Source organism: Pseudomonas farris (assembly GCF_019145235.1).
GTDB lineage: Bacteria > Pseudomonadota > Gammaproteobacteria > Pseudomonadales > Pseudomonadaceae > Aquipseudomonas > Aquipseudomonas farris.
Genome location: NZ_JAHSTV010000007.1, coordinates 234,325 through 248,821, shown reverse-complemented (window position 1 = coordinate 248,821; position 14,497 = coordinate 234,325). Strand labels below are relative to the sequence as shown.

12 protein-coding genes and 1 tRNA gene are annotated in these 14,497 nt (G+C 59.9%); 7 read left to right on the top strand and 6 right to left on the bottom strand.

Annotated features, from left to right (window positions below):
• Nucleotides 1-12: 12 nt before the first annotated feature.
• The 4 genes from KVG95_RS16880 (at nucleotide 13) to KVG95_RS16865 (ending at nucleotide 3,467) form a co-directional block, all read left to right on the top strand.
• On the top strand, nucleotides 13-285 hold the full coding sequence (locus KVG95_RS16880; protein ID WP_002552737.1) for an HU family DNA-binding protein: 273 nt from the start codon (nucleotides 13-15) through the stop codon (nucleotides 283-285).
• Between the two features lie 53 nt (nucleotides 286-338).
• Nucleotides 339-415, top strand: a tRNA-Asp gene (locus KVG95_RS16875).
• Between the two features lie 102 nt (nucleotides 416-517).
• Nucleotides 518-2,389, top strand: coding sequence for a SurA N-terminal domain-containing protein (locus KVG95_RS16870; RefSeq protein ID WP_052967288.1), 1,872 nt, complete (start codon nucleotides 518-520; stop codon nucleotides 2,387-2,389).
• Nucleotides 2,390-2,618: 229 nt separating this feature from the next.
• Nucleotides 2,619-3,467, top strand: coding sequence for a DUF2242 domain-containing protein (locus KVG95_RS16865; RefSeq protein WP_217857230.1), 849 nt, complete (start codon nucleotides 2,619-2,621; stop codon nucleotides 3,465-3,467).
• Between the two features lie 384 nt (nucleotides 3,468-3,851).
• Here the strand turns inward: KVG95_RS16865 and KVG95_RS16860 are convergent, their stop codons facing one another.
• The gene (locus tag KVG95_RS16860; protein ID WP_217857229.1) at nucleotides 3,852-4,892 is read right to left on the bottom strand and encodes an AraC family transcriptional regulator; all 1,041 of its coding nucleotides are present in this window, start codon (nucleotides 4,890-4,892) and stop codon (nucleotides 3,852-3,854) included.
• 4 nt (nucleotides 4,893-4,896) lie between these two features.
• Complete coding sequence (locus KVG95_RS16855; protein WP_217857228.1) at nucleotides 4,897-6,027, bottom strand: carbon-nitrogen hydrolase family protein; 1,131 nt, start codon at nucleotides 6,025-6,027, stop codon at nucleotides 4,897-4,899.
• Nucleotides 6,028-6,236: 209 nt separating this feature from the next.
• On the opposite strand from KVG95_RS16855, the gene KVG95_RS16850 reads away from it, so the two are divergent.
• Complete coding sequence (locus tag KVG95_RS16850; protein ID WP_217857227.1) at nucleotides 6,237-8,276, top strand: NADPH-dependent 2,4-dienoyl-CoA reductase; 2,040 nt, start codon at nucleotides 6,237-6,239, stop codon at nucleotides 8,274-8,276.
• A 171-nt stretch (nucleotides 8,277-8,447) separates the two neighbouring features.
• On the top strand, nucleotides 8,448-9,425 hold the full coding sequence (locus KVG95_RS16845; protein WP_217857226.1) for a 1-aminocyclopropane-1-carboxylate deaminase/D-cysteine desulfhydrase: 978 nt from the start codon (nucleotides 8,448-8,450) through the stop codon (nucleotides 9,423-9,425).
• A gap of 107 nt (nucleotides 9,426-9,532) precedes the next feature.
• On the opposite strand, the gene KVG95_RS16840 is transcribed toward KVG95_RS16845, so the two are convergent.
• The 3 genes from KVG95_RS16840 to KVG95_RS16830 form a co-directional block, all read right to left on the bottom strand.
• On the bottom strand, nucleotides 9,533-10,081 hold the full coding sequence (locus tag KVG95_RS16840; protein ID WP_217857225.1) for a cytochrome b: 549 nt from the start codon (nucleotides 10,079-10,081) through the stop codon (nucleotides 9,533-9,535).
• A gap of 190 nt (nucleotides 10,082-10,271) precedes the next feature.
• Nucleotides 10,272-11,099: a phosphonoacetaldehyde hydrolase gene (phnX, locus tag KVG95_RS16835; protein ID WP_217857224.1), complete on the bottom strand. Its 828-nt coding sequence runs from the start codon at nucleotides 11,097-11,099 to the stop codon at nucleotides 10,272-10,274.
• 150 nt (nucleotides 11,100-11,249) lie between these two features.
• Entirely contained in the window at nucleotides 11,250-12,359 is a 1,110-nt protein-coding gene (locus KVG95_RS16830) for a 2-aminoethylphosphonate--pyruvate transaminase (RefSeq protein WP_217857223.1), read from the bottom strand.
• Nucleotides 12,360-12,472: 113 nt separating this feature from the next.
• Here KVG95_RS16830 and KVG95_RS16825 point away from each other — a divergent pair, with 113 nt between their 5' ends.
• The gene (locus KVG95_RS16825; protein ID WP_217857222.1) at nucleotides 12,473-13,336 is read left to right on the top strand and encodes a LysR substrate-binding domain-containing protein; all 864 of its coding nucleotides are present in this window, start codon (nucleotides 12,473-12,475) and stop codon (nucleotides 13,334-13,336) included.
• Between the two features lie 122 nt (nucleotides 13,337-13,458).
• On the opposite strand, the gene KVG95_RS16820 is transcribed toward KVG95_RS16825, so the two are convergent.
• A complete protein-coding gene (locus KVG95_RS16820) occupies nucleotides 13,459-14,331 on the bottom strand; it encodes a LysR family transcriptional regulator (protein ID WP_048396838.1) in 873 nt (290 codons plus the stop codon).
• Nucleotides 14,332-14,497: the final 166 nt, after the last annotated feature.

The window sequence follows — 14,497 nt, the reverse complement described above, 5'->3', positions numbered from 1 at the left end:
AGGGGACTTAGAGTGAACAAGTCGGAACTGATTGATGCTATCGCTGCATCCGCTGATATCCCGAAAGCTGCTGCTGGCCGTGCGCTGGACGCTGTAATCGAATCCGTCACTGGCGCTCTCAAGGCTGGCGACTCTGTTGTTCTGGTTGGTTTCGGTACCTTCTCCGTGACCGATCGTCCTGCTCGCATCGGTCGTAACCCACAGACCGGTAAGACGCTGGAAATCGCCGCCGCCAAAAAGCCAGGTTTCAAAGCCGGTAAAGCACTGAAAGAAGCTGTCAACTAAGTTCGATTCAGGTTTTTGCCTATCCGGGTCGGGGTCATTCCTGACTTGGCAGCGGAGCGGTAGTTCAGTCGGTTAGAATACCGGCCTGTCACGCCGGGGGTCGCGGGTTCGAGTCCCGTCCGCTCCGCCAGTTACGAGAAGGCGCATCCTCGGATGCGCCTTTCTTCTATCCGGATTCTACCCACGCTCCACGGTTGCCTAATTTTGAAGTTCAACCGTTTCTGGGGGACGCATGCTGCAGAATATCAGGGACAATTCACAAGGCTGGATTGCCAAGACCATTATCGGGATCATCGTTGTACTGATGGCTTTCACCGGTATCGAGGCCATTTTCCAGGCGACGACCAACAGCCAGGATGCGGCCAAGGTCAACGGTGAAGAAATCAGTCAAAACGAGCTGAACCAGGCGGTTGATATGCAACGCCGTCAGCTCATGCAACAGCTTGGCAAGGATTTCGATGCTTCCTTGCTCGACGAAAAAATGCTGCGCGAATCGGCCCTCAAAGGCCTGATCGATCGCAAACTGCTGCTGCAAGGCGCAGAAAAGTCGAAATTCGCTTTCTCCGAAGCGGCTTTGGATCAGGTGATCCTGCAAACGCCTGAATTCCAGGTGGATGGCAAGTTCAGCGCCGAGCGCTTCGATCAGGTGATCCGTCAACTCGGTTATAGCCGTCTGCAATTCCGCCAGATGCTGGCTCAGGAAATGTTGATCGGTCAGCTGCGCGCGGGCTTGGCCGGTAGCGGCTTTGTCACTGATGCGCAGGTTCTGGCCTTCGCCCGTCTGGAAAAACAGACCCGCGATTTCGCCACCCTGAACGTCAAGGCAGATCCTGCGGCGGTGAAATTGACTGACGACGAAGTCAAAGCCTACTACGACGAACACGCCAAGGAATTCATGACGCCGGATCAGGTGGTCATCGATTACCTCGAATTGAAGAAAGCGTCCTTCTTTGATCAGGTCAGCGTCAAGGACGAAGACCTGCAAGCGGCGTATCAGAAAGAAACCGCGAACCTGTCCGAGCAACGCCGGGCTGCGCATATTCTGATCGAAGTGAACGATAAGGTGACCGAGGCGCAAGCCAAGGCCAAAATCGAAGAAGTGCAGGCGCGTCTGGCCAAAGGCGAAACATTCGAGGCCCTGGCCAAGGAATTCTCCCAGGATCCAGGCTCGGCGAACAATGGCGGTGACCTCGGTTATGCAGGTCCAGGCGTCTACGATCCAGCGTTTGAAAAAGCCCTGTATTCGTTGGCCAAGGATCAGGTTTCGGAGCCGGTTCGCACTGACTTCGGTTTCCACCTGATCAAGCTGCTGGGCGTTGAAGCCCCTGAAGTGCCGACATTCGCCAGCCTGAAAGACAAGCTGACCCGCGAGCTGAAAACCCAGCAGGTCGAGCAGCGTTTCGTCGAGGCGACCAAGCAGTTGGAAGACTCGTCGTTCGAGGCCTCCGACCTGGCCCAGCCAGCACAAGACTTGAAGCTGACTGTCCACACGTCCGCGCCATTCGGCCGGGAAGGTGGCGAAGGTATTGCGGCCAACCGTGCCGTGGTGACCGCTGCGTTCAGTCCTGAAGTGCTGGATGAGGGTGCCAACAGCACCGCCATCGAGCTGGACCCGGAAACCGTGATCGTGCTGCGCGCCAAGGAACACCGCAAGCCTGAGCAACTGCCGCTGGAAAGCGTGGCTGCCAGCATCCGTGCGCAACTGACCAAGGAGCATGCCAGTGCTGCCGCCAAGACCAAGGCTGATCAACTGATCGTCAGCCTGCGCGATGGCAAGACTGCACTGGACAAGGCGATCGATGGCCAGAACTGGAAAGTGACTCAAGCTGCGACTCGCGCTCAGGAAGGGGTCGACCCAACCGTGCTGCAAGCGCTGTTCCGTATGCCGAAACCCGCTGCCCAAGACAAGCCGACCTTCAGCAGCGTGACCCTGGCCGATGGTAGCCTGGTGATTGTGCGTCTGAATGGCGTGAACGAAGCTGCGGCACCGACCGAAGAAGAGAAGGTTCAATACCGTCGCTTCCTCGCCTCGCGCATTGGCCAGCAAGACTTTGCGGCCTACCGCAAACTGTTGGAAAGCGAGGCGGAGATCAAGCGTTTCTGATGCTTGACTGAGCTTTGCGCGACACAAAGACCCCGGCCGAAAGGCTGGGGTTTTTTATGGGTGAAACAAAAGCGGCATGAGCTACCCGTCGCCTGCTTATTTACCGCGCGACTTTTTCCTGTCAGTAACAGTCAGTAGACTTGTAACTGTTTCAAGACACTAAACGGTGCGACGCTAAGCATCGATCTGTTGCACAATACGCCCCGAACCGTTTTCCTCAGGATGTTCAATGTTTAAATCAATTCCCATGCGTATTGTCGGGCTGGCCTTGGTGCTGGCCGCCGCTGCCGGTTGTTCGTCGAAGAAAGCCGCCATCTACGAGCATGAGAACTTCGACGATTCCGGAACGTTCTCGCGCAATTACCCGGTGAGCGATAAGCAGACCTGCGAGGCCGCCCGTCGGGCTTTGCTCAGCCAGGGTTACATCATCACCAGCGCCGATCCGAAGCTGGTCAGTGGACACAAGAGCTTCCAGCAGACTGGCGAGACCCACATGGAGATCAGCTTCAGCGTGGTTTGTGCCGATGACGGCAGCGAAGGGCATCACGCGACGATGTTCGCCAACGCCTTGCAGGACCGCTATGCGCTGAAAAAGACCAACAACTCCGCCAGCCTTGGTGTCGGTGTATTGGGCTCGGTGTCGATGCCGATCGGCTCGTCCGACGATTCGATGGTCAAGGTCGCCAGTGAAACCGTATCCTCGGCCAAGTTCTACGAGCGTTTCTTTGCCTTGGTCGAGTTGTTCCTGCCGCCGGAAGCGAAGAAGGCCGCGCACATTACCGAGAAGCCGAAGACTGATCTGGGTGTGCCTGAAACCAAGGCTGCGCCGGCTCAGTTGGCGCCGACCCCGGCGGCAGAACCTGCACCTGCTCCAGCGCCGGCAGCTGAACCTGCACCAGCCGAAACCGCTCCATCCAGTTCGGAGCCTGTTGCACCACCTGCTGAAACGGCGCCGATCACTCCGGAGCAGGGCAGCGAGCCGGCTTCGTCCACAGAAACGGTGACGCCACCGGCAGACTCAAGCACCATGCCCCCTCCGAGCGAGCCAATTTCGGCCATGCCTGTCTCCGGCCAGTAAAAGGCTGATGTTACGGATCGGGTCAGACGACTCCGATCCCGTAACACCTTTCAAGATTGATCCACATCAAATCGAGCCGTATTCCTGCAGCTCGTATCGAAAAAATCCTGTGATAAATTCCTGACCACCTAATACGTTTTATTCAGTAGCGACGTAGTGTCATACCCGCGTCATTTTTCTTTCATGCGGGCACTTTATGCTCAGGGCACTAGTCATTTATTCAGACGATTTTTTCAACAAGCGATGGGGGTTTAATAATGGACGATTATCAAGAAGAACTGCTCGAGTATCAGGCGTTTGAACTGGACCCGCTGGAACCGGCCGAAGACGCTACCGAGCTTTAGGGGGCGTTCTCAATTAGTTTCCCCGCCGCGCCCCCTAACCTTACGCGGATTGGCGATGACTGCGGCGAAACTCGCCGGGGGTCTGGCCGTTCCAGCGTTTGAAGGCCCGTTGGAAGGCTTCGGCTGAGGCAAAACCCAGCAGGTAGGCGATTTCCCCGAACGCCAGTTCGGTGTCGCGGATGTAGGTCATGGCGAGGTCGCGGCGTGTATCGTTGAGAATTGCACGAAATTGCGTGCCTTCCTCGGCGAGTTTGCGACGCAACGTCCAAGTTGGCAGCTTCAGGCGTGCCGCCACTTCTTCCAGGTCGGGCTCCCGACCACCATTGAGCAACGGCCCCAGTAACTGAGTGATGCGTTCACGCAGGCTGCGGGTGCGTGTCAGTTGCTCCAGTTCCCGTTCACACAGTTGCAGCAGGTGCCGCCAGGTGCTCGGGCAGTGCTCCGGGTTGCGCTGGGCGAGGCTGTCCAGGCTCAGGCGCAGTTGGTTCTGTTCGGCGCCAAACTGAATCGGACAATCCCCCAGCACGGCGTATGCCTCGCGGTAATCCGGCGCCTGGAATTCGATCTCGATCCGTTCAGCGCGTAGCGGGGCAGGGCTTACGCTGGATAATTGCTGCAACCAGCCGGCGATGATCGAATCCACCACGAAGCGGTTGTAGGCGTTGTAGGGGCTGATGGAATAGAACCGCAGCCAGGCACCTTGGGCGTCTTCGTGAAAGCTTGACTGGCCGCGATAGTTGGAGCCGTACAGTGCTTCGAAGCGAATCAGGCAGCGCGCCGCTTCCCGCACGGTGGGGGCTTGGGCGGCGGTGACTCCGGCCAGGCCGGCCTGGCTCAGGCGACTGAGCTGGCCCATGCGCAAACCCAATGCCGGGTCGTCGGTCAGTTGAATGGCGCCGTGACCCAGGCGCATGTAGCGCGGGATCGAGAGACGGGCGCCGGCTTCGGCCAGCCGTGCGGCATCGAGGCCGTATTGTTCAAGCAGTGGTTGTGGGTCCAGGCCATGGCTGCGCACGGCGTCGGCCAGGCTATGGACAAAGCCCACCGACAAATCCCCGAGACGCATCGGCTGCGGTTTCATCGGCTTACAGCCAGAGGTTCAGCAAACGCGCGCCCCGGGCATCGCCGTCGGCGAATTGTTGCCCGTTGCTGCTGAGGAAGCTCTGACCGGCGCTGCCCTTGTCCCAGAACTGACCGCGCAGGAACACGCTCATACCGGCGATGGCCTGGCTGCCGGACGGTTGGGCGATCAGCGTCAGCCGATGCCAGGCCTGACCTTCACTGAGTTCGCCAGCTTTGAGGCTCACAGAGTTCGGCGTGGACTGGCCTTTGTAGCCAGGCCACGGTTGATCCCAAGACCCGTGTCCGACGACGAACGCCGGGACCGCCACCAGTTGCGCGCCTTGATCGTCGAGTTTGCGATAGTTGTCCGGATACCAACTGTCGCTGCCGATCAGCACGCCCAGGCGTCCGGGCGGTGTATCGACGACGTTGATCGTGTGCTCGGAATTGGCTTCGACAGTGTCGCGTCCAGCGAAAGTCGGGTGCATTTGCCGCTGAGGCTGGCCGATCGGCAAACCATCGCGACCGAACACTACGCTGCTGTTGTACAGGGCACCGCGGCCAATCTTCAGGGTGCCATCGCTGATACTCGGCTCGGGCAACACGATGGAACCCGCCACCAGCGTCACGTGGAAGTCTTTCGCCAGGCCGCCGAACAGTGCCTGATAATCCCTGGCCATTTTCTTGGCTTTCATCCGCAAGTGCGCATCGTCGAGACGGCTACCGCCCTCGGCGCTGATCAGGGCGCGGATGAACTGCAACGGGTTGCTCACCGCCAACCAGTTCATGGCTTCCTTGAGCGTAGCGGCCTGGTACAACTCGTCTTTTTCGCCGCTGATCATCAGCCAGGTGCCGACATGTTCGGGCAGTACGACGATGGTTTTTTCATTCAGCAGGCCTTGATCCTGAGCCTTCTGCAAGTAGGCCGCGAGCTTGCGGTGCAAGCGTTCGGGGCTTTGATAATCGGTGGGGAACAACTCGGGCTGGATACCCAGAAGATTGCCGCGATCGGCGGGAGTGCCCTGATCGACCGCGAGACTGATGCGCAGGTCCGACAGGTAATGACCCACCGGACGGTCCGCGGCCCACATGGCGTAGGTCGTGAGGGCGGCGATCAACGCCATGGAGAGGGTCAGGTACAAAAGTTTGCGCATGGGGAAACAGTCAACGGCCGTGTGCAGGGTTCGCGACTAGGGTAGGGCTCATGCCCGCGCTTGCCAAGGGGCGCTGCACATTTGGATCAATAAGTTGTCAGTTACGGTCATTGAGTGACAGCAGTGCGACTCTTAGTCTGTCGAACATGACTGACGGGGGCCGAAGAGCTCCTGCACTTTTTCCGTGATCGCTCGTTGTGGAGTTACCGATGGCCGCCGCTCATTACCCGCACCTGTTGGCCCCGCTGGACCTGGGTTTTACCACGTTGCGCAACCGCACCCTGATGGGCTCGATGCACACGGGCCTTGAGGAAAAGCCCGGCGGTTTCGAGCGCATGGCGGCGTATTTCGCCGAGCGTGCCCGTGGCGGTGTAGGCCTGATGGTTACCGGCGGTATCGGCCCGAACGATGAGGGCGGGGTTTACTCCGGCGCGGCCAAACTCACCACCGAGGAAGAAGCCCTCAAGCACCTGATCGTCACCCGAGCGGTGCACGAGGCGGGCGGCAAGATCTGCATGCAGATTCTTCATGCCGGGCGTTATGCCTACAGCCCGAAACAGGTGGCACCGAGCGCGATCCAGGCGCCGATCAACCCGTTCAAGCCTAAAGAGCTGGACGAGGAAGGCATCGAGAAACAAATCAGCGATTTCGTCACTTGTTCGACCCTGGCGCAAAAAGCCGAGTACGACGGCGTCGAGATCATGGGCTCCGAAGGTTATTTCATTAACCAGTTCCTTGCGGCCCACACCAACCATCGAACTGACCGCTGGGGCGGCGCTTACGAAAACCGCATGCGCCTGCCGGTAGAAATCGTCCGCCGGGTGCGCGAAGCGGTCGGCCCGAACTTCATCATTATCTTCCGCCTGTCGATGCTTGATCTGGTGGAAGGCGGCAGCAGCTGGGAAGAGATCGTGCAATTGGCCAAGGCCATCGAGCAGGCCGGTGCGACGATTATCAACACCGGCATCGGCTGGCACGAAGCGCGGATTCCGACCATCGCCACCAAAGTACCGCGTGCGGCGTTCAGCAAGGTCACGGCCAAACTGCGTGGCTCGGTGAATATTCCGCTGATCACCACCAACCGCATCAACACCCCGGAAGTCGCCGAGCAGATTCTGGCCGAAGGCGATGCCGACATGGTGTCCATGGCACGGCCGTTCCTCGCCGACCCGGATTTCGTCAACAAGGCTGCGGCCGGGCGTGGCGATGAAATCAACACCTGTATCGGTTGCAACCAGGCATGCCTGGATCACACCTTTGGCGGCAAGTTGACCAGTTGCCTGGTGAACCCGCGGGCCTGCCATGAAACCGAGCTCAATTACCTGCCGGTGCAGCAGATCAAGAAAATCGCCGTGGTCGGTGCCGGCCCCGCAGGGCTGTCCGCCGCGACCGTGGCTGCTGAACGTGGTCATCAGGTGACGTTGTTCGATTCGGCCAGCGAAATCGGCGGCCAGTTCAACATCGCCAAGCGTGTACCTGGCAAGGAAGAGTTCTTCGAAACCCTGCGTTACTTCAACCGCAAATTGCAGACCACCCACGTCGAGCTGTGCCTGAACACTCGTGTGGATGTGGCGCAGCTGGTCGAGGGCGGTTACGACGAGATCATCCTGGCGACCGGCATTGCCCCACGGGTGCCGGCGATTCCGGGCGTCGAACACGCCAAGGTGCTGAGTTACCTGGACGTGATCCTCGAACGCAAACCGGTGGGCAAGCGCGTCGCGGTGATCGGCGCCGGTGGTATCGGTTTCGACGTGTCGGAATTCCTCGTTCACGAGGGCGTGGCCACCAGTCAGGACCGCGAAGCGTTCTGGAAGGAGTGGGGCATCGATACACACCTCGAAGCGCGCGGCGGTGTTGCGGGAGTCAAGGCTGAGCCGCATGCGCCGGCCCGCGAAGTGTTCCTGCTGCAACGCAAGAAATCCAAGGTCGGCGACGGTCTGGGCAAAACCACTGGCTGGATTCACCGCACGGGACTTAAGAACAAGCAGGTGCAGATGCTCAACAGCGTCGAGTACCTGAAGATCGACGACGAAGGCCTGCACATCCGCATCGGCGAAAGCGGCGAACCGCAGGTGCTACCGGTGGATAACATCGTGATCTGCGCCGGACAGGATCCGTTGCGTGAGTTGCAGGACGGTCTGATTGCGGCCGGGCAGAACGTGCATTTGATCGGCGGCGCGGACGTGGCGGCGGAGCTGGATGCCAAGCGCGCGATCAACCAGGGTTCGCGGTTGGCGGCTGAGTTGTAATACGCAGGTTTAAGGTGCCAATGGCCATCACGAGCAGGCTCGCTCCCACAGGTTTTGTGGTGTTCACGTATTTTGTGACCGACGCAAATCCAATGTGGGAGCGAGCCTGCTCGCGATGGGTTCCTTTGAGCGACTAGAATGCGGGCTCTATCTGAGAACGATCAGGCGCCAATGCTTTCCCCACCAACAAACTGGCTCCCCCAGGCCCCTCTCGAATCCCTTCACCTCGACTGGCTCACCACTGCCGGCATCGAAGTAGCCATCCTGCGTCTGGACCAGATTGACCCGCTGATCAGTGGCAACAAGTGGTTCAAACTCATCGAACACCTGAAAGCCGCCGACCAGAGCGGCGCCCAAGGCATCATCAGCCTGGGCGGTGCTCATTCCAACCATCTCCATGCATTGGCCGCTGCAGGCAAACGCTTCGGTTTCACCACGGTCGGCCTGCTGCGCGGGCATCCGCAAGACACCCCGACGGTGAAGGACTTGCAAGTGTTCGGCATGCACTTGCATTGGTTGGGTTATGGCGGTTATCGAGCGCGGCACGAACCGGGCTTCTGGCAGCCATGGCGGGAGCAATACCCTGAGCTACATCCAGTGCCGGAAGGTGGTGGCGGCTTGCTTGGGGCGAAGGGTTGCGGGCAGTTGGTGACTCTGGCCTGCGAGCAATTGAGCGGTCTGGGCTGGAGCCACTACGACGGCTGGTGGCTGGCCTGCGGAACGGGCACCACCCTGGCCGGGCTGGTTCTGGCCGAGGCGGGCGAACATCCGGTGTATGGCGCGTTGGCGGTGCCTGACGATCACGGCGTAGTGCAGCAGGTCGAGAGGATTGTGCAGGAGGCCGGTCTGATCGATCCCGCCTATGAACTGCTGGACGCCAGCCGTGGCGGTTTTGCCAAAGTCGATCCGCCGTTGCTTGCATTCATCGAGCACACTGAACAGGCCAGCGGCATTCCCCTCGAACCGCTGTACACCGGCAAAGCGCTGCTGGCGCTCAAGCAGCAAGTCGAGGCGGGTAAATTTGCCCGGGGCACGCGCTTGATCTTCATCCACACCGGCGGCTTGCAGGGCCGCCGGGGTTTCAGTTCACACACCTTTGTGGCGAGGGGGCTTGCCCCCGTTGGACTGCGCAGCAGTCCCAAAACCTAAAAATGCGGTGTGTCAGGCTCGACACGGTCACAGATTATGGGGCCGCTTCGCAGCCCAACGGGGGCAAGCCCCCTCGCCACAGGGATCGGTGGTTTCGGTAACCTGGCTCAACCGCGCTTGGGCACCATCCGCAACAAGGTGTTATCGCGCACCACATAGTGGTGATAAAGCCCGGCCACGGCGTGCAGCCCGATCAGCCAATAGCCGATCGTCCCGCCGAGCACATGCCAGCCCTCAAGTTGCTTGGCCAGCGGTTTGTTTTCTTCCATCAGCAACGGCAGATCGATGCCATAGAACATCACCTGATGCCCCTCGGCGCTGGTAATCAGCCAGCCCAGAATCGGCATGGTGATCATGAAAATATACAGGGCCCAATGCATCAGTTTGGCGAGCAGGGTTTGCCAGCGAGGGGAGGCGGGGAAGATCTGCGGTGCCGGTCCCAGGCTGCGGGCGAACAGCCGTAGCCAGACCAGCACGAACACCGTCAGGCCGAGCATGAAGTGGGCTTCTTTGATCAGCGTCCGGCCGCCGCTGCCCTTGGGGAATATCCCGCGTAATTCGATACAGGCGTAAACCACTATTAGCAGCACCAGCATCAACCAGTGCAGCGCGATCGATACGGTGCTGTAGCGTGATTCTGAATTCTTCCAGGGCATACGGCGTTCCTCACAGGTCTGGTCTGAAGTCACCGTTCTTGTTCGACGGCGTGGGGTTAACTGTAATCCTGTTTGGTGGGTTTGCCTGAGGTAAAGGGGCTGTTCAATGCTCTGGATCAAGTGATCGGCCACAAAAAAACGCCAGTTCCGTTAAAGGAGCTGGCGCTTTTTTATGAAGCGAGAGGTGTAATCAGTCGGTTTGCGGCATCTCGCCCTTGGCCAAGCGCTTGTTGATGTCGGCGATCACCTCGGGCAAGTCGGTGATGGTGTCGATCATGTAGTGCGGCCGCGAGCCTTCGAACATCGCGTGAATGCGCTTGCGTTCGCTGGCCAGTTTATCGCTGCCCAGGGCGCGATAGCCTTCGTAGTCCAGGCCCAGCGCGTTGCCGGAGCAAATCAATGCCACGGTCCACATGCCGGCGCGGCGACCTTCGAGAATGCCCGGCACGGTGTCGTCGATCTTCACGCAGGCCGCGACGTCGTCGATGCCCAGGGCAATCACGTTGGCCAGTGCCTGAGCCGGCCATGGGCGGCCGTTGGGCACTTCGTCGGTAGCGACCACGTGATCGGCGACGTAGCCGTTGGTGGCGGCCAGTTCGACGACTTTGTCCATGACCTGTTTCGGGTAGCCGGAGCACGAGCCGATCTTGATCCCTTGCTGGCGCAGGTTGTCGATGGTGTCCAGGGCGCCCGGAATCAGGGCCGAGTGTTCGGCGATTTTTTCGATCTGCAGCGGCATGAAGCGTTTGTAAATGGCGGTGACGTCATCGTCGGTCGGAGTGCGACCGAACACTTGGCGATAACGCTCGGCGACTTGCGGCTGATCGCACAGGGTACGAATGTGGTCCCACTTGCCCATGCCCATCGGCCCGCGGGCTTCTTCGATGGAAACCTGGACGTCGAACTCGGCGAAGGCTTCGACAAAAATCTGCGTCGGGGCGAAAGAACCGAAGTCGACCACGGTGCCGGCCCAGTCGAGGATGGCGGCTTGGAGTTTGATTGGGTTTGTATAGTTCATGGTGATCAAATCCTGTGGCAACTGGCTAATAGGGGAGCTGCTTTTGGTGGGAGCGGGCTTACTCGCGAAGGCGGTGTGTCAGTCGACATCAATGTTGAATGTCAGTCCGCTTTCGCGAGCAAGCCCGCTCCCACAGGGATTGGGGGTGAATCAGATGTCGAGTACTTCCATCTCGCACAGCACCTCGGCGACCGCCGCCACCGCTGCGTGCATTTCGGCCTGGTTGACGTGGCCGATGCAGCCGACGCGGAAGGTTTCGACCTGGGTCAGTTTGCCGGGGTAGAGGATGAACCCCTTGGCCTTGACCCGCTCGTAGAATTCCTTGAACTGATAGCGCGGGTCTTTCGGCGCGTGGAAGGTGACGATGATCGGCGCCTGGATCGCGGCGGGCAGGAAGCTGCGCAGCCCCAGTTTGGCCATGTCATCGAGCAGCACCTGGCAGTTATTGGCGTAGCGCTGATACCGTGCGGGCAAGCCGCCTTCTTCGTTGTATTGCAGCAGCGCTTCGTGCAGCGCCGCGACCACGTGGGTCGGCGGGGTGAAGCGCCATTGGCCGGTCTTGGCCATGTAGGTGTGCTGGTCAAACAAGTCCATCGCCAGTGAGTGCGAGTTACCGGCGGCATTGGCCAGCGCTTCTTTGCGCGCAAAGACGAAGCCCATCCCCGGCACACCTTCCAGGCATTTGCCCGAGGCGGCGATCAGTGCGTCGAATGGCACGTCTTGGGCGTCGATCGGCAGGGCGCCAAACGAACTCATGGCGTCGATGATCAGGCGTTTGCCGTGTTGCTCGATAACGTGGGCGATTTCCGCCAGCGGGTTGAGGATGCCGGTGCTGGTTTCGCAGTGAATCAGCGCGACGTGGGTAATGCTGGCATCGGCCTTCAGCAGGCGGTCGACGTCGGCGGCGGTGGTCGGTTCGTCTTCGGCGGTTTCGAAGGTGCTGAACGAACGGCCGAGTACTTCGCAGATTTTCGCCAGGCGTTTGCCGTAGGCGCCGTTGATCAATACCAGCACTTTACCGTCGCGAGGCACCAGTGTGCCGATGGCCGCTTCGACCGCGAACGTGCCGCTGCCTTGCAACGGCACGCAGTGATGGCTGTCGCCGCCGTTGATGATCGTCAGCAGTTGTTCGCAGAGGCTGGCGGTCAGTTGGTTGAAGCGGTCATCCCATGAGCCCCAGTCGACCATCATTGCCTGACGGGTGCGGCTCGATGTGGTCAATGGGCCGGGGGTGAGCAGGATGGGCTCGGCAGTACTCATTCTTGTGTCCTCGCAAAAGCTCAGTGGGATGAAGCTACGGGACATAAATTGCAATTCGGTGAGCTATCAATCAAATTGTTTGTTGTTATGCCAGTCATCAGTGAGGGTTATTCATGAATCTGTTTCAGCTGCGGGCCTTCGACGCTGTGGCTCGGGAAGGCAGCTTCACCCGCGCCGCCGAGCGCCTGTTTATCAGCCAACCGGCGGTCACCGGGCACATCAAGACGCTGGAGGAGCACTACCAGATCACCTTGCTGCGACGCACCGCGCGGCGCGTCGAGCTCACGGAAGAGGGCACCAAACTGGCAGCGATCACTCGGGCAATGTTTGGTCTGGCCGAAGAGGCGCAGGTGATGCTGGAGGCGAACCGGCAGTTGCTGACCGGGCGTCTGGAAGTGGCGGCGGACGGGCCGCACATGGTCATGCCGATGCTCGCCAGTTTGCGTGCGCGTTATCCGGGGATCACCGTGAATCTGCGGTTGGGCAATGCTCAGGAGACGTTGGCCGCGTTGTTGTCAGAGCATGCCGACGTGGCGGTGCTGACCGAAGTCGAGCCGCGCAAGGGGTTGCATCTGCAAGCGTTGAGCGAGTCGAGGATTTGCGCGTTGGTGCCTGCTGGCCATCCGTGGGCGCAGAAGTCAAAAGGGATGCCGCTCAAGGATCTGGACCAGGTGATCATGGTGTTGCGTGAACCGAGTTCGATTACCCGACGCACATTCGACGAGGCGTGCGCTCAGGCCAACGTCAATCCACGGGTGTTGCTGGAACTGGACAGTCGCGAGGCAGTGACCGAGGCCGTGGCCGCAGAATTGGGCGTGGGCGTGGTGTCGTCGGTGGAAGTCAGCCACGACCCGCGGGTGGCGGCGGTGCCGATTATTGGCGAGGGGTTGGTCAATCGGCACATGATCGGGTGCATGGAGCGGCGGCGGGATTTGCGCTTGATACAGGCGTTTTTTGGGTTGGCGCCTGGTAGATAGACCGAGGCGCGGCCTTCGCGAGCAAGCCCGCTCCCACATTTGATCTTCAGCGGACACAAATTGTGTGTACGACAGAGATCCACTGTGGGAGCGGGCTTGCTCGCGAAGGGGCCGGACCTGCCCTACACAAGACTCTCGCGAACCATCTCCAGAAACGTCGCCACCACTCGCCGCGAACTCTGTTCGCGCAAGCACACCAGTGTCTCCGTCAGCCTGCGTGTGCAATCGGTAATTGGCAACGCACACACCCGCGAATCCGCGCCGAATTCAGCGGCCGACACCACCCCCACGCCAATCCCGACCACCACTGCCTCGCGCGCCGCTTCCCGGCCTTCGACTTCAATCGCCGGGCGGATGCGAAACCCGGCCCGGGCCATTTCCTCTTCCAGGGTTTGCCGCGTCACCGAGCCGATTTCCCGCAGCACCAACGGTGTGTCGTCCAGGTCCGCGAGGCAGATGGATTCGCGATCGGCCCACGGATGATGACGCGAAACGAACGCCACCATCGGGTCATTGCGCAGCGGCAACGAGAGCAAACGGTCGTCGCTGACATCGCGCCCCAACAGGGCCAGATCGGCCTGATAGTTGAACAGCCGAAACAGTGATTCGTCGGTGTTGCCGGTTTCAATCTTCACGCTGATGCCGGGGTAGCGCTCACAGAACCGCGCAATCTGCGGCAGCACATGCACCGGCGCGTCCACCGCCAGAATCAGGCTGCCGGTTTGCAACGCCTGAGACGCGTGAAGCAACTCCTGCGCTTCGGCTTCGATGACGAACAGCCGCTGGGTGATGCTCAACAGGCGCTCGCCCAGATCGGTCAAGCGCACGGAGCGTTTATTGCGGTGGAACAGCAACACACCGAAACGCTCTTCGAGCTTGCGCACTTGGTCGGAAATCGCCGGTTGCGTCAGAAACAGCCGCTCGGCGGCCCTGGTAAAGCTTCCGTGAACCGCGACGGCGTGGAAGGCTTTGAGCTGGGCGTGGGATACCGACATTGAACTCTCCAGTAACGAGCTTAGCCAGTAACAAGCTGAGCTTATATTTGAAATACGATAAATCGATTTCACTTATTAATCAGTAATTGTTTTTATCCGCTTCAGCCCCGGTGACTGTTCAGTCGAACAGCTCGGTGGCCATGAGCCCTTGCGTGCAATCAGCAGG